Genomic DNA, 25,051 nt, shown 5'->3' with positions numbered 1-25,051 from the left:
GTTGGCATCCGACTCCGAACTCTCAGAATTTCTGAAAAACATGGAAAAGAAAGCGTTCAAGCGCGCTTTCTACCATGTGCGAAACGAGGATGCGGCCCTGGACATCCTGCAAGACAGCATGATCAAGTTGTGCACCAACTATGCCGACAAGCCCGTCAGCGAACTGCCCTTGCTGTTTCAGCGCATCTTGTCCAACACCATGTTGGACTGGTTTCGCAGGCAAAAAACCCGCAATGCCCTTTTCAGCAACTTGAGCGATTTCAGCAGTGCCGATCCAGAAGGCGAATTTGACCTGCTGGAAGTGACCGCTGACAGCTCGGGCGTGGCCGGGTCTGAAAGTGCAGAAGAATGGGTGGGCAGGCTCCAGACCCTGGAACACATCGAAACGGCCGTCATGGCCCTGCCGGCACGTCAACGAGAAGCCTTCCTGCTGCGTTACTGGGAGGAGCTGGACGTTGCAGAGACCGCTGCAGTGATGGGCTGCTCAGAAGGCAGCGTCAAAACCCATTGTTCTCGGGCCATTCAAGCCTTGAGCAAAACCTTGGGTACACAAGGAATCAGACCATGAAACACCCCAACACACCGAACGAGCAAGATGTAGACCGCTGGGGTCAGCATTTTTCGCGCCAGCTGACGTTGGCCGCTGCAGACTTGCCCCATGACATCAGCGAACGGCTGCGCGTGGCCAGGCAGTTGGCCGTAGCGCAGCGCAAGCCGCTGATGCAGTCACGGCTGGCCAACAACACACAGATCAACAGCAACGGCACCTTGACGGCCCCAGTCGATGAAGGACTGAATCTGTGGAGCGTTCTGGCCTCTGCCTTGCCCCTGCTCGCTTTGGTGATTGGCTTGCTGGCCATTGAGTGGATTCAGCAGGACTACATCACATCGGAAATCGCTGCGACCGACTCGGCCTTGCTGACCGACGAATTGCCCCCAGATGCCTACACCGATGCCGGTTTTGCCCAGTTTCTAAAGCAAGGCCTGGGTAACCACACTAGCCATGACTGAACGCCATTGCTGCCGATTCACGCGCCTGAGTGCCGCCCTGACACTGGGTGGCGCTTGGCTTTTATCGGCTTGTTTGAGCACCGTGGCGGCACAATCACCAGATCTGCAGGTACCTGTCACTGCACCCGTCAAGGCCAGCACCCCACCACTTCAGACGCCCCCGGCCTCTAAAGCCTGGCAACAACTCAGCCCCAAGCAAAAACAAGCCTTGGCCCCTCTGGGCGCACAGTGGGGGGCATTGACACCTCAACAGCAGAACAAATGGTTGGCCATTTCGACCAACTTCACACAGCTGTCCGTAGCGGACCAGATCACCATGCATGCGCGAATGGCCGACTGGGTAGCCCTAAGCCCACAGCAACGCAATTTGGCACGACTAAACTTCAACAAATTGCAAAATCTGCCCAAAGAAGACAAAAAAGCCAAATGGGAGGCCTATCAAGCCCTGCCCGCCGAAGAAAAGCGCCTGCTTTCGGCTGGCTCCAAAGCCCTGCCCAAAAATGCAGCGCCCACGGCCAAACCCCTGGAGCCCCATCGCCAGGTTCAAACACCTTTGAAAGCCGCGACCGGCAACGCGCCAGCAGCCACCATCGCCATTGATCGCAAAACCCTCTTGCCAAGGCCTGCGGCACTGGCAGCGCCAGCACCCGATGTGCCCATGCCCTCCACGACAGGAACGCCTGACGGCGTTCGCCAAGCCACAGAAACCGCCCCCTCATGACGCAAAACGGTTCGCCCCCCTCTCCCGCACTGGACCTCTCCCCGCCTTCACTCACCCGCCGCATGGCCTGCTGGCTCTACGAAGGCATGCTGTTGTTTGGTGTGATGGTGTCTTCCGGTCTGGTTTACTTCATCGCCGCATATTGGCTGACCGGCCTGGCCCCTGGTGACATGAACCTTCACCCCCAACTGAAATCCGGCCTGCAAGCCATCAGCTTTCTGGTGCTGGGGGTGTATTTCATCTGGATGTGGCACCGTGGCCAGACGCTGGCCATGAAAACTTGGCGCATCGAAATGGTGGACCTGCGCGGCCAAAGGGTGAGTCGCAAACTCGCTTTCAAGCGCTACATGGCCAGCTGGCTCTGGTTTCTGCCACCCCTTGCGGCAGCAGCACCCTTCCATTTGTCTGTGATTGAAGTGACCATTTTGACACTGGGTTGGGTGGCGATCTGGGCCATCCTGAGCCGCTTTCATCCACAGCGTCAGTTCTGGCACGATGCCCTTGCGGGAACGCGTCTGATTTCCGCAAAAACAACCTGAGCCCCAGCGGCAACATGCAAGAGCCCTCTCCCCACCACGAGGTCAACCCTCAAAAAGCACGCCGTGGCCTGAACCGCATCCTGCATGCGGGAGGCTACTCGATCCAGGGCCTTCGGGCCGGCTGGGGCGAAACCGCATTTCGTCAGGAGGCTATTTTGGCCATGGTCCTGGTGCCACTGGCTTTCTGGCTGGGCCAAAGCTGGATCGAAACCGCCTTGTTGGCCGGATCGGTGGTGCTGGTCATGATCGTGGAATTGCTCAACACCAGCGTGGAATCGGCCATTGACCGCATCGGTCCGGAGTGGCACGACCTGTCCAAACGCGCCAAAGATATGGGCAGCGCGGCCGTTTTGCTCAGTTTGCTGCTGTGTGGCGGCATTTGGCTGGGCGCACTTTGGCAGCAACTGTCTTGATTCCCATGAACCCCAAAACGACTTCACCCGCCTTTTCCGTTTGTGTCTATTGCGGCTCCAAACCCGGCAACAAGCCTGAGTTTGCGCAAATCGCTACCCAAGTGGGCACATGGATTGGCACGCACGGCGGCCAATTGGTCTACGGCGGCGGACGCAACGGCCTGATGGGTCTGGTGGCCGAAGCCACCATGGCGGCGGGCGGCACCGTGGTCGGCATCATTCCCACCGCCTTGGTAGAAAAGGAATGGGCGCACCACGGCTGCACCGAGCTGCATGTGGTGGACACCATGCACGAGCGCAAACGCCTGATGGCCGACAAAGCCGACGCGTTTTTGGCCTTGCCCGGCGGCATTGGCACCTTTGAAGAACTGTTCGAAGTGTGGACCTGGCGTCAGCTCGGCTACCACGACAAACCTGTGGGTATCCTGAACAGCCTGGGTTATTACGATGGTCTGATGGATTTCATTGACCAGGTGGTCAAAGAGGGCTTCATGGCCGATTGGCAAACCGAGTTGGTGACTGTAGGCACCGAGCCCGAGGGGCTGTTGCAAAGCTTGGTGCAAAAAGCAGGGTTTGCACCCCGCGCCAAAGTCGAACTGCTCTGATCGACCTGGCGACTGCGGCGGGGCACTCGCCTCAAATGGCGGTTTCGTCTTGCTCGCCGGTGCGAATGCGCACCACGCGCTCCACCGAAGTGACGAAAATCTTGCCGTCCCCGATCTTGCCGGTGCGTGCCGCTTTGACAATGGCGTCTACACAGCGGTCTGCGTCTTCGTCCTTGACCACGACCTCCACCTTCACCTTGGGTAAAAAGTCGACCACGTACTCGGCACCGCGGTACAACTCGGTGTGACCTTTTTGGCGGCCAAAACCCTTGACTTCGGTCACCGTGAGACCAGTCACGCCACATTCGGCCAAGCCTTCACGGACTTCTTCCAGTTTGAAAGGCTTGATGACGGCGGTGATCTGTTTCATGGGAAAAGTCCTTTATAGATGTTCAAAATGCACCATCAGGCGCGAAACTTGTTGGTCATAGGATAACGCCAATCCTTGCCAAAACTGCGGTGCGTCACGCGAATGCCCACGGGCGACTGGCGGCGTTTGTACTCATTGAGCTTGATCAGGCGAGTGACTTTCTCCACATCGGCCCGCTCAAAGCCGTCGGCAATCAAAGCCTCCACACCCTCGTCGTTTTCCATGTAGCGCTGGATGATCGCGTCCAGCACCTCGTACGCAGGCAGGCTGTCCTGGTCTTTCTGGTCGGGGCGCAGTTCGGCGCTGGGCGGGCGGGTGATGATGCGCTCGGGGATGGGCTGGCTGCCCGTGCCATAGGGGTCGTTCAGGTTACGCCAGCGGGCCAGGTCAAACACGCGGGTCTTGACCACGTCCTTGATGACCGCAAAACCACCCGCCATGTCGCCATACAGCGTGCAGTAGCCCGTGGCCATCTCGCTTTTGTTGCCGGTGGTCAGCACAATGGCGCCCGTCTTGTTCGACAAGGCCATCAGCAAAGTGCCCCGAATGCGGGCCTGGATGTTTTCTTCGGTCGTGTCTTCTTTCAGGCCCTCGAACTGCGCCGACAGCGCCTGCTTGAAGCCGTCAAACAAAGGGGCAATCGGGATTTCGTCGTAGCGCACACCCAGGCGTTTGACCATTTCTCGGCTGTCAATCCAGCTGATGTCAGCCGTGTAGGGCGAAGGCATCATCACCGCATGGATCTTGTCGGCCCCGATGGCGTCCACCGCGATCGCCAGCACCAGCGCCGAATCGATGCCGCCCGACAGCCCCAAAATCGCGCCCTTGAAACCGTTTTTGCCGAGATAGTCGCGCACACCCAGCACCAGCGCATCCCACAACTCGGCGTCAGCTCCGGCCATGGGCACCAAAGCCTCGGGCGCAGCACTCAGGTCCACACCTGTACCTGCTGGCTGGGCCTGCACCGTCATTTCCGCTTCGCGAAAGCCTTCAGCCCGCGCGACCACCTGGCCCTGCGCATTCAGGGCGAAAGAGCGGCCCTCAAAAATCACCTCGTCTTGCCCGCCGACCAGGTGGGCGTAAACCAAAGACAGGCCGCAATCGGCCACGCGCTCGCGCATGCGCTGTTCGCGCTCGGGGCCTTTGCCCGCATGGAACGGTGAGGCGTTCAGCACCGCCAGCACCTGTGCACCCGCGTCACGCGCCAGGCGGGCGGGCTCGTCAAACCAAGCGTCTTCGCAAATCAGCAAGCCCACACGAACGCCCTCAACCTCGAACACGCCCACACCGTTGCCGGGCGTGAAGTACCGGCGCTCGTCAAACACTTGGTAATTGGGCAGCTCGCGCTTGTCGTACGCACACACCACATGCCCCTCGCACAACACACTGGCTCGGTTGTGGCGGCGCGTCACGGCCACGCTGCGGGTGCGCACGCCGCCGCCTTCGGGGTGGCCCACCACCACATGCAGGCCCTTTAACCCAGCCAGTTCGCGGGCCACCGTTTTCAGGGCATCATCACAGGCGTCAATGAAGGCTGGGCGCAGCAGCAGGTCTTCGGCCGCGTAGCCGCAAATCGACAACTCGGGCGTGATCAACAGCCTGGCCCCTTGGGCATAAGCCGCCGTGGCAGCGTCGATGATTTTGCGGGCGTTGCCCGGCATGTCACCGACGACGAAGTTGAGCTGGGCCACACAAATTTGGAGAGTCATACAGGTGCTGGAAAATTTGAGCTTGAATTATGTCACCCGGGTAGAGGATGACCTGAGCGGCATAGCGCCTAAAGCTTGGGATGGCTTGCTCGCCCAACAAGATGCCCCATCGCCTTTCATGCGGCATGCCTATTTGTCAGCCCTGCACGCCAGCGGCTCGGCCGTGCCTCAGACGGGCTGGACGCTGCAAGTGATCAGTTTGTGGCGCGAGACGACCACAGACCCTGCCTTGGCCGCTGCCTGCCCGCTCTACCTCAAGACCCATTCACGCGGCGAATATGTGTTTGACCACGCCTGGGCCGATGCCTACGAGCGCCATGGCCTGAATTACTACCCCAAGGCGCTGGTGGCCTCGCCTTTTACGCCCGTGCCTGGCAGCCGCTTGCTGGCCGAGTCCGATAAGGCCCGGCAAGCGCTGCTGGCCGCCTTGCTGGATCTGTGTAAAACCAACGACATCCCATCGCTGCACATCCTGTTTGGCAGCCCACAAGACTTGCAGGCTTGCGAGAGCGCGGGGCTGCTGCAGCGCAGCCAGGTGCAGTTCCACTGGCAGAACCAAGGCTGGCGCGACTTTGATGATTTTTTGGGCAGCCTGAACCAGGAAAAGCGCAAAAAAATCCGGCAAGAACGTCGCAAGGTGCAGGAGGCGGGCGTCAGCTTTCGCGCCGTGCGTGGCACCGACATGACAGGCGACGACTGGGCCTTGCTGCTGCGCTGCTACCAGCAAACCTATTGGGAACACGGCAATCCGCCCTACTTGACCCCTGCGTTTTTCGACGCCATGCGCCGCGACATGGCGCCGAACTGGCTCCTGTTTGTGGCCGAACAAGAGGGGCAGCCCATCGGCGTCAGCCTGATTGGCCTGCACCTGGACGCCCAAGGCCAGCCGCAGGTGGCCTACGGCCGTTACTGGGGAGCGCTCGCACGGGTGGACTGCCTGCACTTTGAGGCCTGCTACTACCAGCCCATCGAATGGTGCATTGCCAACAGCGTGCACCGTTTTGAGGGCGGGGCGCAGGGAGAACACAAAATGGCCCGCGCCCTGCTGCCCACGCCCACCCACAGCGCCCACTGGCTGGCGCACCCGGCGTTTTCAGAGGCGGTGGCGCGGTATCTGGAGCGCGAGAAATCGGGCATTGACAATTACATGGAAGCCCTGCAGCAGCACTCGCCTTTGAAGAAACCGCTGCCAAACTAGCCGCAGAAAAAAACCAAAAAACGCCTGCGCGGCGCAAACCGTGCAGGCGTTCAGCGGTTCAAGCGGCTTCAAACTGAAGCCGCTGGCACATGCCCATCAGGCCTTGTTGTAGTTGGCAATGCCGTCCATCAGTTCTTTGGCGGCGGACTCCACGCCTTCCCAGCCCTTGACCTTGACCCACTTGCCTTTTTCCAGGTCTTTGTAGTGCTCGAAAAAGTGGGCGATCTGCTGGAGTTGCAACTCATGCACATCGGCCAGGGTCTTGATCTTGGCGTAAACGGGCAGAATTTTTTCGGTCGGCACGGCCAAAATCTTGCCGTCCATGCCGCCTTCGTCTTCCATCAGCAAGATACCGATGGCGCGGCAAGGCACCACCACGCCCGAAGGCAATGGGAATGGCGTCATGACCAACACATCCACTGGATCGCCGTCGCCTGCGATGGTTTGGGGCACATAACCGTAGTTGGTGGGGTAGTGCATGGCGGTACCCATGAAACGGTCCACAAACAAGGCGCCGGACTCTTTGTCCACTTCGTACTTGATCGGGTCGGCGTTCATCGGGATTTCGATGATCACGTTGAAGGCGTCGGGCACTTTGCTGCCGGGGGTGACTTGGTTCAGGGACATGGTGTCTGCTTGTGAAAGTGAAGAAGAATCAAAAATCCTAAGGATTAACCCCGATTTTACTTTCACAGGGCTTGCGCCCCGGGATCACCCCACCGACCATGCGCCTGCCTGCAACACGCCGCGCGAGCATCAGCCACTCGGGCACAATCACCCCCCTATGTCTGAACGCGTCATTGCGCTGGTTGAACAGCGCCACCCCAGCCTGCCTTTGCCCGCCCTTGATGCGGGGCAAGACTTGAGCGCCCTGCCGCTGGACGGTCTGCGCCGCCCTTTGACCGATTTGCGCATCAGCGTCACGGACCGCTGCAACTTCAGGTGCAGCTACTGCATGCCCAAAGAAGTCTTTGACAAAGACTACGCCTACCTGCCGCACAGCCAGCTGTTGAGTTTTGAGGAGATCACCCGCATCGCCAGCGTGTTTGTGGGCCAAGGCGTGCGCAAAATCCGCCTCACCGGCGGTGAGCCCCTGCTGCGCAAAAACATCGAAATTCTGATCGAACAACTGGCCGCATTGCGCACGCCCGACGGCCAGCCGCTGGATTTGACGCTGACCACCAATGGCTCGCTGCTGGTCCGCAAGGCCCAAAGTCTGAAAGACGCCGGGCTGCAACGCGTCACCGTCAGCTTGGACGGGCTGGACGATGCGGTCTTTCGCAAAATGAACGACGTGGACTTTCCGGTCGCCGATGTGCTGGCCGGGATCGAGGCGGCGCGGGCTGCGGGTCTGGGGCCGATCAAGGTCAACATGGTCGTCAAGCGCGGCACCAACGACCACGAAATCTTGCCGATGGCCCGGCATTTCAGGGGCACGGGCATCGTGCTGCGCTTCATCGAATACATGGACGTGGGCGCGACCAATGGCTGGTGCATGGACGAGGTGCTGCCCAGCGCCGACGTGATCCGCCTGCTGCAGACCGAGTTGCCCCTGGTGCAACTGGACCCGTCTGTCCCAGGTGAGACCGCCGAGCGCTGGGGTTACGCCAACGCGCAGGGGGAACACGATCCGTCCTTGGGCGAGGTGGGTGTGATCAGCAGCGTGACGCAAGCTTTTTGCGGCGACTGCAACCGCGCCCGCTTATCGACCGAAGGCCGCTTGTATTTGTGCCTGTTCGCCAGCCAGGGCTACGACTTGCGCCAGCTGTTGCGCGATCCGGCGCAGAGCGACGCGCAACTAGCCGCCACGGTGAACGCCATCTGGCGCGGGCGCACCGACCAATATTCGCGTCTGCGCAGCCTGCGCGGGCCCGACACCGCCAGCGGCCCCGGCCGCCGGGTGGAAATGAGCTACATCGGAGGCTGAAGGCCATGAACTCCCATACCCACAACGCACCCGCCATCACCGGTCTGATCCTCGCAGGCGGGCGCGGCTCGCGCATGGGCGGCATCGACAAAGGTCTGCAAAACTTCCGCGGCCTGCCGCTGGCCTTGCAAACCCTGATGCGCCTGCAGCTGCAAAGCCTGCCGCTGCAAGAAGTGCTGATCAACGCCAACCGCAACCTCTCGGCTTACGAATCGCTGGGTGTGCCGGTCTGGCCTGACAGCATCGACGGTTTTGCCGGGCCACTGGCGGGCTTCCTCACCGGGCTGGAGCGCTGCGAAACCCCGCTGCTGCTCACGGTGCCTTGCGACACACCGATGTTCCCGCTCGATCTGGTGGAGCGCCTGTACAAGGCCATGGCTGAACAAAACGCCGATATCGCCATGGCCGCCGCGCCCGAGGGCGATGGTGCAGTGCGCCCGCAGCCCGTGTTTTGCCTGCTCAAAATCGACCTGCTTGAAAGCCTGGTGAAGTTCACGCAAGGCGGTGGCCGCAAGATCGACGCCTGGACCGACCAGCACCGCTGTGCCATCGTGCCGTTTGATAAGGCCGGCGACAGCGCCCAGGCCTTTGCCAATGCCAACACCCTGACCGAACTGCAACAACTCGAAGCCCTCTGACCCCACCCGCCACGCTTGCTGTGGCCGCGCAGACCATGACCTCGCCACCGTCACCCACCCTGTCACCCGCACCATCGCTGAGCGAGATCGCTGACCGTCTGCAAGGCTACGACCCGCAGGCTTTGTCGGCCCGCCATGTGAACGACTTTCTGGCCCAGCTGGTGCAACCGGTACGCGAACAGGAAACCGTGCCCCTGATGCAGGCGCACGGGCGCATCCTGGCCCACGACGTGATCTCGCCCATCAGCGTGCCGCCGCATGACAACTCGGCCATGGACGGCTATGCCTTTCGCGGCACCGAACTCCAAACCGACCGCCCCACCGTCTTGACCGTGGTGGGCACCGCCTTGGCGGGTGCGGCTTGGCAAGGCACGGTGAATGCCGGCGAATGCGTACGCATCATGACCGGGGCCATCATGCCCGCCGGGCTGGACACCGTGGTGCCACAAGAGCTGATCAAGGTGGACGGCGAAACGGTGCAGATTCCCCCTGGCCTGCTGCAAACGGGCGACAACCGCCGCTTATTGGGTGAAGACCTGATGGCCGGACAACCCGCCCTGCGTGCCGGCACCCGCATCGGCCCCGCCGCCTGCGGCCTGTTGGCCAGTCTGGGTTTACCCAGCGTCAACGTTTGGCGCCGACCCAAAGTAGCTTATTTTTCAACCGGCGACGAGATCCTGAGCCTGGGCGAAGCGCCACGCGAAGGCGCGGTGTACGACAGCAACCGCTACACCGTGGCGGGCATGGTGCAGGCCCTGGGCTGTGAACTGATCGACATGGGCGTGGTGCGCGACGAGCCAGCCGAGCTGGAGCAAGCGTTCAGGAACGCCGCAAGCCAAGCCGACGCCATCATCACCAGCGGTGGCGTGAGCGTGGGCGAGGCCGATTACACCAAGGCCATGATGAAAAAACTGGGTGATGTGGCCTTCTGGCGCATCGCCATGCGACCTGGCCGGCCCATGGCCGTGGGCCGCATCCAGCGAGGTGAGCGCTCGGCCGTGCTGTTTGGCCTGCCGGGCAACCCGGTGGCTGTCATGGTCACCTTCGCAGCCTTTGTGCGCCCGGCTCTCCAGCAGCTCATGGGCTGGCAAACGCCCCCCTTGCCCCTGCTCAAGGCCAAAAGCACGGAAGCCCTGCGCAAGAAACCCGGCCGCACCGAATACCAGCGCGGCATAGTCAGCACCAACGCGGCGGGCGAATTGCTGGTCTGCACCACCGGCAACCAGGGTTCGGGCGTGCTCAGCTCCATGGTGCAGGCCAACGGGCTGATCTTGCTGGGGCACAACCAAGGCCATGTGGCGGTGGGAGACGAAGTTCAGGTCATGATGTTCGACGGGCACCTGTAAAGCGCAGCACTGGATCAACCATGAAAAAAGCGGCCTTGGCCGCTTTTTTCATGCGCTGGCTGGAGACCCCCAACATAAGAGCCTCAATGCAAGGCAGCAGCCGGTGGCTCGTCATGCGCCACCGTCTTGTTCGGCCCTGGGACCACCTTGCGGGCCAACAGCGAATACATGGTGGGCACCACGAACACGGCCAGCAAGGTGCCCAGGCTCATGCCGCCCACAATCACCCAGCCGATTTGCGTGCGGCTCTCAGCGCCCGCACCCGTGGCCAAGGCCAGCGGCACCGCGCCGAGCACCATGGCCCCGGTGGTCATGAGGATCGGGCGCAAGCGCTGACCAGAGGCCCTGATCAGCGCCTCTTGCGTGGCCAGTCCTTGCTCGCGCAGCTGGTTGGTGAACTCCACGATCAAAATGCCGTGCTTGGTGATCAGGCCCACCAGCGTGATCAGGCCGATCTGCGAATACACATTGAGCGATCCCCCTGTGAACTTGAGTGCCAACAGCGCACCGATCATCGACAGCGGCACCGACAGCATGATCACGAAGGGGTCGATAAAGCTCTCGAACTGGGCCGCCAGCACCAAAAAGATGAAGAACAGCGCCAGCACAAACACGATCACCAAAGCGCCTTGCGAGTTCTTGAATTCGCGCGAGGTGCCGTTGAGTTCGGTGGTGTAGCCCGGCTTGAGCACTTTGGCCGCGGTTTCGTCCATGAACTTCAAGGCTTCACCCAGCGAGTAGTCGGGCGCCAGGTTGGCGGTGATGGACACCGAGCGGCGCTGACCGAAGTGGTTCAACTCGCGCGGCGACACGCTCTCGCGCACCTTCACCAGGCTCGACAGCGGAATCATGGTGTCGTTGCGGCCGCGCACCTGAATCACGTCGATGTCGTCCGGCGTGTTGCGCGCCGATGGCAGGGTTTGCACGATCACGTCGTATTGCTCGGCATCGCGCTTGTAGCGGGTCACCACACGACCGCCCAGCATGGTCTCGATGGTTTTGGCCACCACCTCGATGCTGACGCCAAGCTCAGCGGCCTTGACGCGGTCTACTTCCACACGCAGCTCGGGCTTGTTCAGGCGCAAGTCCACATCCGGCGACAAAATGCCCGGGTTCTTGGCGATCTCGTCCATCATCTGCCGCGTGATCAGGTTCAGATTCTGGTAACTGTCCGAGGTCTGGATCACGAAGTTCAGGGGCCGCTCACGGAAGCCTTGCCCCAAAGAAGGCGGCGTGATGGGGAAGGCATTCACGCCCGGCAAGCTGTTGAATTTGCCGCCCAGCTCACGGGCGATTTCCAGTGTCGTTCGCTTGCGCTCATCCCAGTCCACCGCGCGGTACACCACGGTGCCTTGGCCCACGGTGGGGTTGCCCATGTTGGCAAAAATGCGGTCGAACTCGGGGTAAGCCTGGCCGAACTTCTCCAGCGAGCGGGCATAGCGGTCGGTGTATTCCAGGGTGGAGCCGTCGGGGGCGTTCACCGTGGCCAAAATCGTGCCCCGGTCTTCCAGGGGCGCGAGTTCTTGCTTCATGGTGGGGTAAATCCAGGCAATGCCCACACCCGAGCCGATCATCACCAACACCACCACCCAGCGGGCACGGGTCAGGATCAGGCGCAAGAGGTTTTCGTAGCCGGTCGACAGCGCCGTGAGCCAGCGCTCCATGCTGCGGTCAAACCAGCCGGGATTGGGGTTGTGGCGCAGCAGCTTGGCGCTGAGCATGGGCGATAAGGTCAGGGCCACAAAGCCCGACACAATCACCGCCCCCGCCAGGGCCAGCGCAAACTCACCAAACAGCTTGCCCGTACGACCCGGCGTGAAGGCCAGGGGCGCGAACACCGCCGCCAGCGTCAAGGTCATGGCCACCACGGCAAAACTGATCTCGCGCACACCCTTGATGGCCGCTGAAAACGGGTCCAGCCCTTCCTCGATGTGCCGGTAAATGTTTTCCAGCACCACGATCGCATCGTCCACCACCAGGCCAATGGCCAGCACCAGCGCCAGCAAGGTCAAAGTGTTGATGGTGAAACCCGCCAGCGCCATCATGGCAAACGCGCCAATCAGGCTGACCGGGATGGTGATGATCGGGATGATGGAGGCGCGGATGGTGCGCAGGAACACGAAAATCACCAAGGCCACCAGCACCACGGCTTCGACGATGGTGGAAAACACGTTCTTGATGGAGCGGTCAATGAACACCGAGTTGTCATTGGCCACATTGATTTCCATGTCGCCCGGCAAGTCGGCCTTCAGGCGGGGAATCATCTCGCGCACACCCGCCGACAACTCGAGCGGGTTGGCCGTGGCCTGACGGATCACCCCGGCAGAAATCGCGGGCTGACCGTTCAGACGCACCTTGCTGCGGTCGTTGGCGGCGTCTTCCTTGATCTGGGCCACATCGCGCAGCTTGACGGGAAAGCCGTTCACGGTGCGGATCACGATCTCGCCAAACTGGCCCGGACGGGCCAGATCGGTTTGCGAGGACACGCTGAACTCGCGGTTGGTCGACTCGATCCGCCCTGCCGGCAACTCGAGGTTGCTGCGGCGGATGGCATCTTCCACGTCCTGTGGCGTGAGCTTGTAGGACGACAGGCGGGCATGGTCGAGCGACACCAGCATGGCGTATTTGCGCTCACCAAAAATGCGCACATCGGCCACCCCCGTCACGGTCTGCAGGCGCGGCTTGACCACCCGGTTGACCAGGTCGTTGATTTGCAAGGGATTGAGCGTGTCGCTGGTGAAAGCCAGCCAAATCACCGGAAAGGCATCGGCCTCGACTTTGGCGATCACCGGCTCTTCGATGGTTTGCGGCAAGCGGTTGCGCACGCGAGACGTGCGGTCACGCACTTCGGCGGCGGCCGTATCGGCGTCTTTTTCCAGACGGAAACGCACCGTGATCTGCGACTGCTCGGCACGGCTGATGGAGGTGATGACGTCGACCGCGTCAATGCCCGCAATCGAATCCTCAAGAGGTTTGGTGACCTGCGACTCGACCACCTCGGCCGATGCGCCCACATAGCGGGTGGTCACCGTGACGGTGGGCTCGTCGATCTTGGGGTACTCGCGCAGCGAGAGGCTCTTGAAACTGACCGCACCGATCAGCACGATCAGCAAGGACATGACGACGGCCAGGACCGGCCGCCGGATGGAGACTTCAGCGAGCTGCATCGGCACCCCTCAGGCAAGGGTTGGGGCCCGACAGGGCCACGGGCTTGACAGGCGGCTGTGCTGGCTTGGCAGCCGCACTCGGAGCGGCAGCGCTGGCAGGGGCTGGGCCAGCCGCTAAAGCGGTCGAAGAAGAGGCCGATGCGGAAGGCGCCGCCGATGCGCCACCCGCAGGTGCGCCAGCCGGACCCGACCCAGCGGCAGGTCGACCGCCACCGGGCTGGGACAAATCCACCACCCGCACTGCGGTGCCGTCTTTTTGCAAACGCTGGTGGCCTGCTGTCACCACGGTGTCGCCTGCGGCCAAGCCTTCCAGAATCTCGACTTTGCCCGGCTGGCGAAGACCCACCTTGACCGCCACACGCTCGGACACCTGGACGTCGGGCTTGTCACCCGCCACGACCTTGACCACAAAGGTGCGACCGCCTTGGGGGATGATGGCCTCTTCCGGAATCACCAGCGCATTGTCACGCACACCAAACACCGCGTTCACCCGGGCAAACATGCCCGGACGCAATTGCTGCTGACGGTTGTCGATGCACCCCCTGACCCCCACCGAGCGGCCGTTGGCCTCGATCAAAGGGTCCACCGCCTGCACGATGGCCGTGAACGGGCGACCCGGCAAGGCGTCTACCGTCAGCTGGGCCTTTTGGCCGGTCCGGATCTTGGCCTGAAAACGCTCGGGCAGACGGAAATCGACCAGCACGGCATCGATGTCTTCGAGGTTGACCATGTCGGCGCCGTCCTTGAGGTAATCGCCTACGTTAATCTGCTTGAGACCGGTGATGCCGTCAAACGGGGCCAGCACTTTGAGCCGTTGCAAGGTGGCGTCGGCCAAGGCCAGCTTGGCCCGCGAAACCTCCAGCGCAGCACCGCTTTCATCCAGCGAGCGCTTGCTGATGAAGTTTTGCATCACCAGCTCCTGGTTGCGCTTGTGGTTGGCCTCGGCAATCGACAGCTCGGCCTTGGCCTGTGACAACTGGGCTTGCTGCAGCTGGTCTTCAAACTGCACCAGCACCTGGCCTTTGCGCACACGCTGGCCATCGTTGAAAAAGATCTGTTTGACACGCCCGCCCACCTCGGGCCGCAGCATGACGCCCTGACGCGAGCGCAGACTGCCCACCGCCTGGGTTTCGTCCACCAAAGTCATGGTCTCCACCTTGGCCACTTCCACTGCGGGGGCCCGGGCTGGGCCCGCGGCTGCGGCTGCCGTGGTGGCAGGTTTGGTCCCCTCGCCCGACGTACTGCCTTTGTTTTGAAACCACCAAGCGGCACCGGAGGCTACGCCCACACCCAACAACGCCAGCACGGCGTATTTCTTCTTGTAAGCCATTCAGATCTCTCTCGCAGGTTGAATTCACCAAGATTGTCAGAATGTAACAGCGCCGCCCCATTCGCCCCATTCGCCCCATTCGCCCCATTCGCCCCATTCGCCCAATGAAGGCCTGACGGTCCTTTGGGGCGCCGCGGCGACAGGCCGAGCTGGTGGCGACATGACCCAAGCCGGCGAAACCGGCGCTTCAGCGGCCCAAAGCTTTCTCCACGCCTTGGTTGGCCAGCGCATCGGCCCGCTCGTTGCCCGGATCGCCGTTGTGGCCTTTGACCCAGCGCCAGTCGATCTGGTGTCCCGAAGTGGACACCACCGTGTCCAGTTTTTGCCACAAATCGGCATTTTTAACAGGTTGTTTGGCGGCCGTGCGCCAGCCGCGGGCTTTCCAGCCGTGAATCCATTCGGTGATGCCTTTGCGCACGTATTCGCTGTCCAGGTAGAGCGTGACCTGGCAGGGGCGCTTCAAGGCCAGCAGGCCCTCGATGACGGCGGTCATCTCCATGCGGTTGTTGGTGGTGTTCAGCTCGCCGCCGAACAGCTCCTGAACATGCTGGCCCGACTGCAGGCGAACGCCCCAGCCGCCTGGCCCAGGATTGCCTTTGCAGGCGCCATCGGTGTGAATTTCAACGTGAGTCAACAAAGTCTTTCGAGGCCGTGGTTGGGCCCATGGTGGTGTCTGAACGGGCCACAGGCGCCGTCGCTGCAGCGGGCGATCGTACCGTGCGCCAGCGGCGCCCCTCGATCAGGCGGCCACCAGGCACCCGTTTGGTGGCCATGATCAGGTACACGCCGCCCAGAATCGGCCACCAGCGTTCGCCCAGCTTGTCCATCCACTGCAGCCGCTGCATCCAGCGTTCGCTGCCCAGGGCAGGCGCCCATCCGCCAAAGCGGCTGACCTGCACCTCAAAACCCAGCAAACGCAGCCAATCGCGCAAACGCCGGTAGCCAATCAAGGTGCCAGGCTGTGCGCCGCCCTGATCACAGTCCCGCTGCCGTCGCGTTGGCTGCCAACCCCACAGGCTCCAGGGGTTGAGGCCGGTGATCAGCACCTGACCCTCGGGAATCAGCACGCGTTCGACTTCGCGTAAGCAGGCATGCGGGTCCGCCGAGCGCTCCAGCGCGTGCGGCAAAACCACCAAGTCCAGGCTGTCGGCGGGCCAAGGCCAGGCCCGGCTGTCCAGACACACATGCGGCTCCCCGTCGGGTGTGACCGGGTCAGACTCGGGCAAGAGGGGCTCAAATTCGGCCCGGGCCATCCAGCGGTGGGGCATGCGGTTGCTGCGCAAGGCTTGCAGCTGGGGCCAGCCCAGTTGCACCGCGTAGTAACCGAACACATCGGCCAGCAAGGCATCGGCCTGCTGCTGCTCCCAGGTCAGCAGGCGCGACGCCACCGGCTGACCCAAACGGGCCAACCAGACGTCCCCTGAATGCTGGCTTTCTATAATCTGACTCTCCATGAAACTCATTGCACTGCCCGCATTCTCAGACAACTACATCTGGTTGTTGCGCGACGACCACCACGCCCTGGTGGTGGACCCCGGGGACAGTGCGCCTGTGCTGGACTGGCTCGGGCAGCACCCGGGTTTGCAGCTGGACCTGATTTTAGTCACCCACCACCATGCGGACCACACGGGCGGCGTTGCCGATCTGGTGTCCCAAACGGGGGCGCAGGTGGTCGGTCCGGCCCTCGAAAAAATGCCCGTGCAGGCCCGTGGCCTGCAGCAAGGCGACCAATTTGACTGGCACGGCCTGCGTTTTGAAGTCCACGATGTTCCGGGTCACACCCTGGGTCACATCGCTTTTTGGGCGCAGCCCGACGGACAAGACCCGCTGCTTTTTTGCGGCGACACCCTTTTTTCGGGCGGCTGCGGACGTCTGTTTGAAGGCACGCCGGCCCAGATGCTCGACTCCCTCGACCGTTTGGCCGCCCTGCCCGGCCCCACCCGCGTTTGCTGCGCCCACGAGTACACACTGTCCAACCTGAAATTTGCCCTGGCAGTCGACCCGGACAACAAAGCTTTGCGCGAATACGCCCAAACATGTACTGCACTGCGCCAGCAAAACCTGGCCACCCTGCCCGTGCCGCTGTCCACCGAGTGCGCGATCAACCCCTTTTTACGCAGCCGCAGCAGCGCTGTCGCCCAGGCTGTGCGCCTGCGCGATGCCCAGGCGCGAGACGATGTCACGACCTTTGCCGCACTGCGCTCCTGGAAGAACGAATTTTGACGAACCCATCTGACCGCCACAGCCCCTTGACAACACTTGCCGAACGCCGAACCACCAGACACTGGCATGCCGCTATCTGCTTGGGCCTGAGCCTGTTGCTAGGCGCTTGTGCCACTGCACCCTCACCCACATCGGTCTCGCCAACGCCACCAGTGGCCGCGCCATCCACCACCCCACCCACGAACGCTACCGGATCGGCAGCAGAGCCAGCCTCGCCCAGCTTCGCCGAAACCCCCGTCACACTCAAACCCCAAGGTCAATTGGGATTGACGCCGCCCAGCGATGTGTGGGAGCGCATTCGGCGCGGCTTTGCCATGCCAGATCTGGACAGCGACCTGGTGCGTAACCGGGAGCAGTGGTATGCCAGTCGCCCTGATTACATGCTGCGCATGACCGAGCGCTCACGCCCCTACCTTTTCCATGTGGTGGAAGAGCTCGAACGCCGCAAAATGCCGACCGAATTGGCCTTGCTGCCCTTCATCGAGTCGGCCTTCAATCCGCAAGCGGTGTCCAGCGCCAAAGCGGCGGGCATGTGGCAGTTCATGCCAGCAACCGGCAAGTACTTTGACCTGAAGCAAAACCTGTTCAGGGACGACCGCCGCGACGTACTGGAATCGACCCGCGCTGCGCTCGATTACCTGCAAAAGCTCTACGCCATGTTTGGCGACTGGCACCTGGCGCTGGCCGCCTACAACTGGGGCGAAGGCAGCGTGGGACGCGCCATTGCACGCAACAAAGCCCTGGGCAAGCCGCTGACCTACAGCGACTTGAACATGCCCAACGAAACCCGCTACTACGTGCCCAAGTTGCAGGCGGTCAAAAACATCATCGCCCAACCCGAGGCCTTCAACACCCAGCTGCCGCTGATTCAGAACCACCCTTACTTCAAGAGCGTGCAGATCGAGCGCGACATCGACGTGGCCGTGGCCGTCAAGCTCGCTGGCGTGAGCCTGGAAGACTTCAAGTCACTCAACCCCTCGATGAACCGACCGGTCATTTTGGCGGCGGGCACGCCCCAAATTCTGCTGCCCTGGGACAACGCCACAGTTTTTGAACGCAACCTGCAAGCCCACGCCAATCGGCCCCTGGCCACCTGGACAGCATGGCAAGCCCCTCGGACCATGAAGCCCGAAGACGTGGCGCAGCAGCTGGACATGCCTGTAGAGCAACTGCGCTCGGTCAACGGCATCCCCCCCCGAATGATGGTCACGGCAGGTTCGACTTTGCTGGTCCACCGCAAAGGCCGCCTGGACAACGACGTGACGGAACACCTGGCCGACAACGGCCAGCTGGGCCTGGCGCCCGAAGTGGTACTCAAAAGGATTGCGGTCAAGGCCCGCAAAGGCGACTCGCTGGCCAGCCTGGCCGCAAGGCATGGCGTGTCCGAAGCGAACATGGCCGCCTGGAACAAGCTCAAAGTCAATGCACGGGTCAGCGCCGGCCAAACCCTGACCATTTTGGTGCCATCACAAGCCTCAAGGCGCGTTGCCCGGACCAACCCGGGCAAGCCTGCCAAACACAAGCTGTCATCGCCGGCCCGAAAGAAAGCAAGCCAGCCCAAACGCTGACGGTGGTCTGGGCAGAGAGACGGCAGATACCAACAACAGCGCTCAGGCAATGAAGCGGTTTTTGGACTTCAGCGCAAAGCCATTGGTATAAGTTTGCGCCAATACCATGCGGGCAGTAGATGGCCGTCCAGGCAAGCGGCTGTGCGCCCGCCAAGCATTGGCCACAGCGTCTGCCGCAATCACGCCATCGAGCGCGTAGGACTCGCGCAATTTCTCAAAAGCGCCGAGATAAATGGCGCGATCTCCCAACCAGTGAATCGGTGGAACTGTCTTCAAGATATCGGTCAAGCCGGCTGTTTGCAGCCACTTGAGGGCATGCACCACCGCATCACTCAAAGCCTGGACAACTTCGGGCTGCCGCTGCAAATATTCCGTCTTGGCAAACAAGCAGCCCCCAGGCACCGCCCCCCCCATCAGTTTGCGGGTGGACATCAAAGTACGCGCCTCCGCCAACACCCGAATGTCGTTCTTTTGCTCCAGGCCATACATCACTGGGTCCGGGTTGCACAAAACATCGATGGCGCCCTGGCGCAAGGCATCGGCCACAGCTGCAGATGAACCCACTTCGACAAACACCACGTCTTCGGGCAGCAGACCATTTTGCAAAAGCCACTGACAGGTCATCCAATAGGTGCTGGAGTCCAACGCGGTGACACCGAAGCGGGCCCCTTTGAGCGCCAACGGGGTGGGCAGCTCCAGCCGCGAAGCCACGCCCAGGCTGAGCTGGGGCGTTCGCCCCATTTGAACAAAGGCTTGGTAATTCAAACCCTTGGCCTGCAAGCCAAACAAATGGTCAAAGGCACCGGCCACAACGTCTGCCTGCCCCAGCAAGACACTGGCCAAGGCCTTGGCACCAGACCCATGGGCCGACCATTCGACCGCGACACCCGCCTGCCTGAAATACCCCAGCTGCTCGGCCAATGTGAGCGGCAAATGGTAGAGGCTTTGCCTGGCTGCCAAGGCGATGGTTACCCTGTGCGGCCCCCGCGCAGGTTCAACTGCCGCATGGGACGCAGAAGTGCCTGCCCAAGCGCCCATTGCTGAGAGCAAGAGTTGTCGTCGCCGCGCATTGACGCCAGACACCAGCAGACTCCTGTGATCATCGGAAATTCGATGCGTTCAGCATAGGGACAAGCGCTGCGCGCCGCATCGGGATTGATCCCGAGCGGGTTTTCACGTAATGGATTGCAGGTAGTTCGCGCACCCCTGCTGCAGCCTGCATGGACCGGTTAGGCAGCCCCCTCGGCGTGCAGCCCCTGGCCCTCAACGCCGGTCGACCAGTGCGTGAGCGATGGTGCCCAGGTCCACGTATTCCAGCTCGCTGCCCGCGGGCACACCCCGGGCCAGGCGCGTAACCCGCAGGCCCTGCTGACGGATCATCTCCGAGATGACATGCGCGGTGGCCTCGCCCTCGGCGGTGAAGTTGGTGGCCAAAATCACCTCGGTCAGCACGCCATCGCCCACGCGTTGTTTGAGTTTGGCCAGACCAATGTCGTGCGGGCCGATGCCGTCAAGCGGGCTCAGTTTGCCCATCAGCACGAAATACAAACCCCGGTAAGTGCCGGTGCGCTCGATGGCCGACTGGTCGGCCGGAGTTTCGATCACGCACAACTGGGTGCGGTCACGTGTGGCGTCCAGACAGGTGTCGCACAAAGCCGCTTCGGTGAAGGTGTGGCAGCTCTCGCAATGGCGGATGTTCTCCACCGCGTTGTGCAAAGCAGCCGCCAGTTGCCGGGCGGTAGCCCGATCGTTTTGCAGCAGCTGAAAAGCCATCCGCTGGGCCGACTTGATGCCCACCCCCGGCAAGCCCTTGAGGGCTTGCACCAAAGTGGCAAGGGCGTGGGTGTCGGCCATGATCAGACGCTCAGAAAGGCAGTTTCATGCCCGGTGGCAAACCAGCAGTGAGTTTGCCCATTTTTTGCTGCGAAACCTCTTCGGCCATGCGCACCGCGTCGTTGAAGGCGGCGGCCACCAGGTCTTCCAGCATGTCTTTGTCATCGGCCAGCAAGCTGGGGTCGATGGTCACACGGCGCACGTTGTGCTTGCAGGTCATCAACACCTTGACCATGCCGGAGCCCGACTGGCCTTCCACCTCGACAAAGGCCAATTCTTCCTGGGCTTTTTTCAGGTTGTCCTGCATGGCCTGGGCCTGCTTCATGAGGCCGGCGAGTTGTCCTTTGTTGAACATGGTGTTTCCTTTGGAATGAGGTGGGTAATGAGGTGAGAATCAAATTAACTGGATGCTGCCGGGCACGATTTTCGCGCCAAAGTCACGGACCATGGCCTGCACCAGCGGGTCGTTTTGGATGAGTTCTTGCGCGGCCAGCATTTTTTCGGCGGCCTTCACCGCCAGGCGGCGTGCGGGGCTGTCGGTGACGGTGCCGACTTCGATGTGCAGCTTCACATCACCGTGGCCTGCCGCGAGCAAAGCCGCCTGCAGGCGCTCCCGGCTGGCGGCGTGGTTCAGCGTCTCGCGCTCCACGCGCAGCTGCCACTGCGCACCGTCGCGGCCGAGCAGTTGCGACTGCAAAGCCAGCTCGCGCACCAGTGCGGTGATGCTCTCCTGGTCGAGCAGGCCCTGCACCACTTCCAGCCAAACATCGCCCTCGGGCGTGGCCTGGACAGCCGCTGGTGCAGCGGCGCGGGGCATGTCCAGGCGTGCCGAGGGCTCGGGCGCTTCTCGCACAGGCAAAGCACGCAAGGCAGGCGCGGATGGGGCCTGCGGGACCGATGCATCCACCGGGACGGAGGCCAAGGCCTCTTGCTCGGCGTAGTCGGTCGTGTCAGGCCAATCCTCCCATGGCGGCGGCTCATCGCTGGCCACGGCTGCAGGCTGCACGGTCGGCGGCTTTGATTCAGGCTCGGCCTTGGGCGCTGAGGCGGCGGGTGGTGGGGTATCCAGCGCCATGGGCGCAGGTTTTGTCCCAACGGGTGCGGCCTGCCCGGAACGAAGGGGCTGCGTGCTGTGGCCCGGCGCGGTCACGGTTGCCGAGGGTGAGGCCGCAGAGGCAGGGGCCTTTGAAGAGGCAGCTACAGGGGCAACCGAGGGGGCGGCTGCGGCCTCAAGCTGGGCCCGAGGGCTGGTCAGCGGGCTTTTTTTTTCTGCCGTTCCCGCCTGGGGTTTGAAGGCCAGCAAGCGCAGCAGCACCATGGTCAAAGCCGCGTACTCGTCCGGGGCCAGACCCAGCTCGGTTCGGCCATGCAGGCACAGGCTGTAGAGCAATTGGGTTTCTTCGGCGGGCATGGCAGCCGCCAAATCGGCCAAGCCCTGGGCGTCAGAGTCTTCGCCGTCGTGCGCCATGCTGGGCACCATCTGCATCACCGCCATGCGCTGCAGCAGCATGGCCATGTCTTCCAGCGTGGCGGCGGCCGACACACCTTGCAGGCGCAGGGCATTGACCTGGTTCACCACGGTGGCGCCGTCGCCTTCGGCCAGGGCGCGAATGAGTTGCAGCACATGGCTGCGATCCACACTGCCCAGCATCTGACGCACGCCGGCTTCTTGCAACTGCCCATTGCCAAAGGCAATGGCCTGGTCGGTCAGGCTCAGCGCGTCACGCATCGAGCCGCGTGCGGCGCGGGCCAGCAGGCGCAAAGCCAGCGGCTCGGCGCTCAGCTGCTCAGCAGCCAGCACCTGGGTCAGGTGCTCGAACACCGTCTCGGGGGCCATGGGCCGCAGGTTGAACTGCAGGCAGCGCGAGAGCACCGTCACGGGCACTTTTTGCGGGTCGGTCGTGGCCAGCACAAACTTCAAATATTCTGGGGGTTCTTCGAGGGTCTTCAACATCGCATTGAAAGCGGTGTTGGTCAGCATGTGCACCTCGTCGATCATGAAGACCTTGAAGCGGCCTTGCACGGGCTTGTAAACCGCCTGCTCCAGCAGGCTCTGCACCTCGTCCACGCCCCGGTTGGACGCCGCGTCCAGCTCGGTGTAGTCCACAAAACGCCCGGCGTCGATGTCGCGGCAAGCCTGGCACACGCCGCAGGGCTCGGCGGTGATGCCGCCCTGCCCGTCTGCACCCTGGCAGTTGAGCGACTTGGCCAAAATGCGCGAGACCGTGGTCTTGCCCACACCCCGGGTCCCAGTGAACAAGTAGGCATGGTGCAAGCGCTGCTGCACCAGGGCATTGGTCAAAGCCTGAACCACGTGCTCCTGCCCCACCATTTCGGTGAAATTACGGGGGCGGTATTTGCGCGCGAGGACAAGGTAAGACATGGGGCTGATTCTATCGGGCTGGCGAGACATCCCAGACCACAACAGCGCGTCGATGCATCCAGCAGGCGATTGGCCGGCAGATCAGCCCCACGAGAAAAAGTAAAAAACAGGTGGCGACTGAAAAGCGCCGGCCAGCTCGCCTACAATCGGTTCTGACGGGCCTTCCCGCATGGTGAAGCGGCCAACCGGGTCAGGTGGGGAACCAAGCAGCCCTAACTGTGGAGCCAGTGCCGGGGTCAAGGCTCGTCAACTAACACCCCAAAGCATCGATTCAGAGCTTGCGCCCCACAAGCTCGGATCGAATGCCCATTCAATTCTGAAGTTCAAGCCATGCGCCGACGCAATGAAGGAAATGGCATCGCTTTGATTTTGGCCGGCACCACCAGCTCGGGTGCAGCCGGTGCTGCACGCAGCAGTTCAGACACCAAGCTGTCGGCATTGCGGTGAGCACCGCGGGGGTTGGTTTCAAAGGCCAAGCGCGTCTGTTGGGCCATTTGTGCCACGAAATTCTGCGGGTAATCGCGAACATTGAACCCACGCAAGGCCATCACTTTCATGAAAGCGTTGGCGGCTTCTTCTACGGCACGCTGGTATTCCTGGGAAGCTTCTGGCGTCATGTCGACCTCGTGATGGATGAAGTTATTCACCCGCTAACAACGCAGCACGTGGCCTGCAGGCATACACCACTTGTGTGAATTTGTTACAAATTCGTCAAAATAGATTGACCTGCGCACCACCCACTGGCCAAACAGGCGGTGAGCAAATAGCCCCCAGTGGGCGCTTCCCAATCCACCATTTCTCCGGCGCAGTACACACCCGGCCGCCGCCGCAACATGCCTTCCGGAGTCATGGACAGCCAGCTCACGCCACCTGCGGTGCTGATGGCTTCGGCCACTGGCCGGGGGCTTTTGAGCAGCATGGACAAATTTTTCAGACTCAGCGCCAAGGCCTCCGGCTGGGCCAGGCACTCAGGTGTGCACAGCTCATAGATCAAGCCCATCTTGACCCCATCGAGTCCCAAGCGGCTTTTGAGGTGGCTGGACAAGCTGCGACTGCCACGCGGACGACGCACCTCGGCACGCACCAGGTCCAGACTTTTGTCGGGCAGCAAATCGAGCGTCAAACGGGCAGCGCCTTGGGCCAGGTCATCGCGCAGCAGCGCCGATGCAGCGTAAATCAAACTGCCTTCCACGCCTGTGTCGGTGACCACAAATTCACCCTGCCGCTCAAATCTGGGGGGCACGTCCAGTGCATGGCCCAGCTCAGAAGTGGCTTCCACCCGCAGCACCACCGACTTGAGGGGGCTCCCAGCGTAGCGGCTGCGGAAATGCTCGGTCCAGCCTGTCCCCTCACGCCCCCAAACGTCGAAGCCGCAATTGGCAGGCTCAAGCGGTGCCACCTCCACCCCCTGATCGGCCAACAAGGGCACCCAAGCGCCATCCGACCCCAATCGGGGCCAGCTGGCCCCGCCCAAAGCCAGCAAGGTGGCGCGGGCACGCACCCGAGTCACACCCGAAGTGCCGGTCGGCTCAAAAGCCAGGGTGTCCCCATCCCAGCCTTGCCAGCGATGGCGCATATGAAACTGCACCGGCACCCCAGAGGCCGGATGCCGCAGGCGCTGCAACCAGGCACGCAGCAAAGGGGCCGCTTTCATCTCAAGCGGAAATACCCGGCCCGAGCTGCCCACAAAGGTCTCCACCCCCAGGCTCTGGGCCCAGCGCCTCACAGCCTCGGCATCCATGTGGTCCAGCCACTTTGCCACTTCGGCTTGACGGGCCCCGTAGCGACTGCGAAAGGGCTCACTGGGCTCTGAATGCGTCAGGTTCAAACCGCCTTTGCCCGCCAACAGGAATTTGCGACCCACCGAGGGCATGGCGTCGAACAGATGAACCGATACACCGGCTTGAGACAACACCTCCGCCGCCATCAAGCCGGCAGGCCCACCACCCACAATGGCCACATCGACCTTCAGGACAGAAACAGGGGGCGAAGAGTGATCAGGCGCAAAAAGAAATGTCATGAAAGGGCGTGTTGGCAAAGCCTGCGCGACAGGTGAATGCCTTTGGATTC

25 protein-coding genes and 1 other RNA gene are annotated in these 25,051 nt (G+C 62.1%); 13 read left to right on the top strand and 13 right to left on the bottom strand.

The window, feature by feature from the left end; all coding sequences use genetic code 11:
- The first annotated feature begins 1 nt into the window (after position 1).
- From ACHEXL_RS04155 to ACHEXL_RS04130, 6 genes are read left to right on the top strand one after another with little or no spacing between them, the layout of a single operon-like run.
- Entirely contained in the window at positions 2-568 is a 567-nt protein-coding gene (locus ACHEXL_RS04155; RefSeq protein ID WP_416560770.1) for an RNA polymerase sigma factor, read from the top strand.
- The gene (locus ACHEXL_RS04150; protein ID WP_416560769.1) at positions 565-1,011 is read left to right on the top strand and encodes a DUF3619 family protein; all 447 of its coding nucleotides are present in this window, start codon (positions 565-567) and stop codon (positions 1,009-1,011) included. Before ACHEXL_RS04155 ends, ACHEXL_RS04150 begins: the two co-directional genes overlap by 4 nt.
- A complete protein-coding gene (locus tag ACHEXL_RS04145) occupies positions 1,004-1,732 on the top strand; it encodes a DUF3106 domain-containing protein (RefSeq protein WP_416560768.1) in 729 nt (242 codons plus the stop codon). Before ACHEXL_RS04150 ends, ACHEXL_RS04145 begins: the two co-directional genes overlap by 8 nt.
- Positions 1,729-2,271 (top strand): RDD family protein, encoded by a 543-nt coding sequence (locus ACHEXL_RS04140; RefSeq protein ID WP_416560767.1) that lies wholly within the window; start codon positions 1,729-1,731, stop codon positions 2,269-2,271. Before ACHEXL_RS04145 ends, ACHEXL_RS04140 begins: the two co-directional genes overlap by 4 nt.
- A gap of 14 nt (positions 2,272-2,285) precedes the next feature.
- On the top strand, positions 2,286-2,684 hold the full coding sequence (locus tag ACHEXL_RS04135) for a diacylglycerol kinase (RefSeq protein ID WP_416560766.1): 399 nt from the start codon (positions 2,286-2,288) through the stop codon (positions 2,682-2,684).
- Between the two features lie 5 nt (positions 2,685-2,689).
- Positions 2,690-3,289 (top strand): TIGR00730 family Rossman fold protein, encoded by a 600-nt coding sequence (locus ACHEXL_RS04130; RefSeq protein WP_416560765.1) that lies wholly within the window; start codon positions 2,690-2,692, stop codon positions 3,287-3,289.
- A 31-nt stretch (positions 3,290-3,320) separates the two neighbouring features.
- Here the strand turns inward: ACHEXL_RS04130 and ACHEXL_RS04125 are convergent, their stop codons facing one another.
- Both ACHEXL_RS04125 and ACHEXL_RS04120 read right to left on the bottom strand, forming a co-directional pair.
- A complete protein-coding gene (locus ACHEXL_RS04125) occupies positions 3,321-3,659 on the bottom strand; it encodes a P-II family nitrogen regulator (RefSeq protein ID WP_416560764.1) in 339 nt (112 codons plus the stop codon).
- A gap of 35 nt (positions 3,660-3,694) precedes the next feature.
- Positions 3,695-5,368, bottom strand: coding sequence for an NAD+ synthase (locus ACHEXL_RS04120; protein ID WP_416560763.1), 1,674 nt, complete (start codon positions 5,366-5,368; stop codon positions 3,695-3,697).
- A gap of 4 nt (positions 5,369-5,372) precedes the next feature.
- On the opposite strand from ACHEXL_RS04120, the gene ACHEXL_RS04115 reads away from it, so the two are divergent.
- Positions 5,373-6,566 carry a GNAT family N-acetyltransferase gene (locus ACHEXL_RS04115; protein ID WP_416560762.1) on the top strand — a complete coding sequence of 398 codons (1,194 nt, stop codon included), beginning with the start codon at positions 5,373-5,375 and terminating at the stop codon, positions 6,564-6,566.
- A 96-nt stretch (positions 6,567-6,662) separates the two neighbouring features.
- Here the strand turns inward: ACHEXL_RS04115 and ppa are convergent, their stop codons facing one another.
- Positions 6,663-7,193 (bottom strand): inorganic diphosphatase, encoded by a 531-nt coding sequence (gene ppa, locus ACHEXL_RS04110; RefSeq protein WP_416560761.1) that lies wholly within the window; start codon positions 7,191-7,193, stop codon positions 6,663-6,665.
- 157 nt (positions 7,194-7,350) lie between these two features.
- Between ppa and moaA the strand changes: the two genes are divergently transcribed.
- Genes moaA through glp form a run of 3 tightly spaced genes read left to right on the top strand, consistent with a single transcriptional unit; the run spans position 7,351 to position 10,477 of the window.
- Positions 7,351-8,493, top strand: coding sequence for a GTP 3',8-cyclase MoaA (moaA, locus tag ACHEXL_RS04105; protein ID WP_416560760.1), 1,143 nt, complete (start codon positions 7,351-7,353; stop codon positions 8,491-8,493).
- A 5-nt stretch (positions 8,494-8,498) separates the two neighbouring features.
- Positions 8,499-9,131 (top strand): molybdenum cofactor guanylyltransferase MobA, encoded by a 633-nt coding sequence (mobA, locus tag ACHEXL_RS04100; RefSeq protein WP_416560759.1) that lies wholly within the window; start codon positions 8,499-8,501, stop codon positions 9,129-9,131.
- A gap of 35 nt (positions 9,132-9,166) precedes the next feature.
- The gene (gene glp / locus ACHEXL_RS04095; protein ID WP_416560758.1) at positions 9,167-10,477 is read left to right on the top strand and encodes a gephyrin-like molybdotransferase Glp; all 1,311 of its coding nucleotides are present in this window, start codon (positions 9,167-9,169) and stop codon (positions 10,475-10,477) included.
- Positions 10,478-10,560: 83 nt separating this feature from the next.
- Here the strand turns inward: glp and ACHEXL_RS04090 are convergent, their stop codons facing one another.
- The 4 genes from ACHEXL_RS04090 to ACHEXL_RS04075 all read right to left on the bottom strand — a co-directional run bounded on the left by ACHEXL_RS04090 (position 10,561) and on the right by ACHEXL_RS04075 (position 16,428).
- Positions 10,561-13,644, bottom strand: a complete 3,084-nt coding sequence (locus ACHEXL_RS04090; RefSeq protein ID WP_416560757.1) for an efflux RND transporter permease subunit — start codon at positions 13,642-13,644, stop codon at positions 10,561-10,563.
- Positions 13,631-14,974, bottom strand: a complete 1,344-nt coding sequence (locus ACHEXL_RS04085; protein ID WP_416560756.1) for an efflux RND transporter periplasmic adaptor subunit — start codon at positions 14,972-14,974, stop codon at positions 13,631-13,633. Before ACHEXL_RS04085 ends, ACHEXL_RS04090 begins: the two co-directional genes overlap by 14 nt.
- Before the next feature lie 187 nt (positions 14,975-15,161).
- A complete protein-coding gene (gene rnhA, locus ACHEXL_RS04080) occupies positions 15,162-15,608 on the bottom strand; it encodes a ribonuclease HI (RefSeq protein WP_416560755.1) in 447 nt (148 codons plus the stop codon).
- Positions 15,595-16,428, bottom strand: a complete 834-nt coding sequence (locus ACHEXL_RS04075; RefSeq protein WP_416560754.1) for a class I SAM-dependent methyltransferase — start codon at positions 16,426-16,428, stop codon at positions 15,595-15,597. The genes rnhA and ACHEXL_RS04075 overlap by 14 nt, the downstream gene beginning before the upstream one ends.
- On the opposite strand from ACHEXL_RS04075, the gene gloB reads away from it, so the two are divergent.
- The gene (gene gloB, locus ACHEXL_RS04070; protein ID WP_416560753.1) at positions 16,427-17,197 is read left to right on the top strand and encodes a hydroxyacylglutathione hydrolase; all 771 of its coding nucleotides are present in this window, start codon (positions 16,427-16,429) and stop codon (positions 17,195-17,197) included. The two genes, ACHEXL_RS04075 and gloB, sit on opposite strands and share 2 nt — an antisense overlap.
- Before the next feature lie 26 nt (positions 17,198-17,223).
- Positions 17,224-18,765, top strand: a complete 1,542-nt coding sequence (locus tag ACHEXL_RS04065) for a transglycosylase SLT domain-containing protein (protein WP_416560752.1) — start codon at positions 17,224-17,226, stop codon at positions 18,763-18,765.
- Between the two features lie 42 nt (positions 18,766-18,807).
- Here the strand turns inward: ACHEXL_RS04065 and ACHEXL_RS04060 are convergent, their stop codons facing one another.
- From ACHEXL_RS04060 to dnaX, 4 genes are all read right to left on the bottom strand, one after another.
- Positions 18,808-19,725, bottom strand: a complete 918-nt coding sequence (locus ACHEXL_RS04060; protein WP_416560751.1) for an ABC transporter substrate-binding protein — start codon at positions 19,723-19,725, stop codon at positions 18,808-18,810.
- 303 nt (positions 19,726-20,028) lie between these two features.
- The gene (gene recR / locus ACHEXL_RS04055) at positions 20,029-20,619 is read right to left on the bottom strand and encodes a recombination mediator RecR (protein WP_416560750.1); all 591 of its coding nucleotides are present in this window, start codon (positions 20,617-20,619) and stop codon (positions 20,029-20,031) included.
- A gap of 10 nt (positions 20,620-20,629) precedes the next feature.
- A complete protein-coding gene (locus ACHEXL_RS04050; protein ID WP_108427817.1) occupies positions 20,630-20,953 on the bottom strand; it encodes a YbaB/EbfC family nucleoid-associated protein in 324 nt (107 codons plus the stop codon).
- Between the two features lie 39 nt (positions 20,954-20,992).
- A complete protein-coding gene (dnaX, locus tag ACHEXL_RS04045) occupies positions 20,993-22,981 on the bottom strand; it encodes a DNA polymerase III subunit gamma/tau (RefSeq protein ID WP_416560749.1) in 1,989 nt (662 codons plus the stop codon).
- A 154-nt stretch (positions 22,982-23,135) separates the two neighbouring features.
- On the opposite strand from dnaX, the gene ffs reads away from it, so the two are divergent.
- An RNA gene (ffs, locus tag ACHEXL_RS04040) (signal recognition particle sRNA small type) lies at positions 23,136-23,232 on the top strand.
- Positions 23,233-23,304: 72 nt separating this feature from the next.
- Here the strand turns inward: ffs and ACHEXL_RS04035 are convergent.
- Both ACHEXL_RS04035 and ACHEXL_RS04030 read right to left on the bottom strand, forming a co-directional pair.
- Complete coding sequence (locus tag ACHEXL_RS04035) at positions 23,305-23,598, bottom strand: hypothetical protein (RefSeq protein ID WP_416560748.1); 294 nt, start codon at positions 23,596-23,598, stop codon at positions 23,305-23,307.
- 83 nt (positions 23,599-23,681) lie between these two features.
- Complete coding sequence (locus ACHEXL_RS04030) at positions 23,682-25,001, bottom strand: NAD(P)/FAD-dependent oxidoreductase (RefSeq protein WP_416560747.1); 1,320 nt, start codon at positions 24,999-25,001, stop codon at positions 23,682-23,684.
- Positions 25,002-25,051 lie beyond the last annotated feature (50 nt).

The organism is Limnohabitans sp. YIMB22184 (genome assembly GCF_048020265.1).
Lineage (GTDB): Bacteria > Pseudomonadota > Gammaproteobacteria > Burkholderiales > Burkholderiaceae_C > Limnohabitans_A.
Note: the sequence above shows the minus strand (reverse complement) of the source record. Positions and strands in the feature narration are given on the sequence as shown.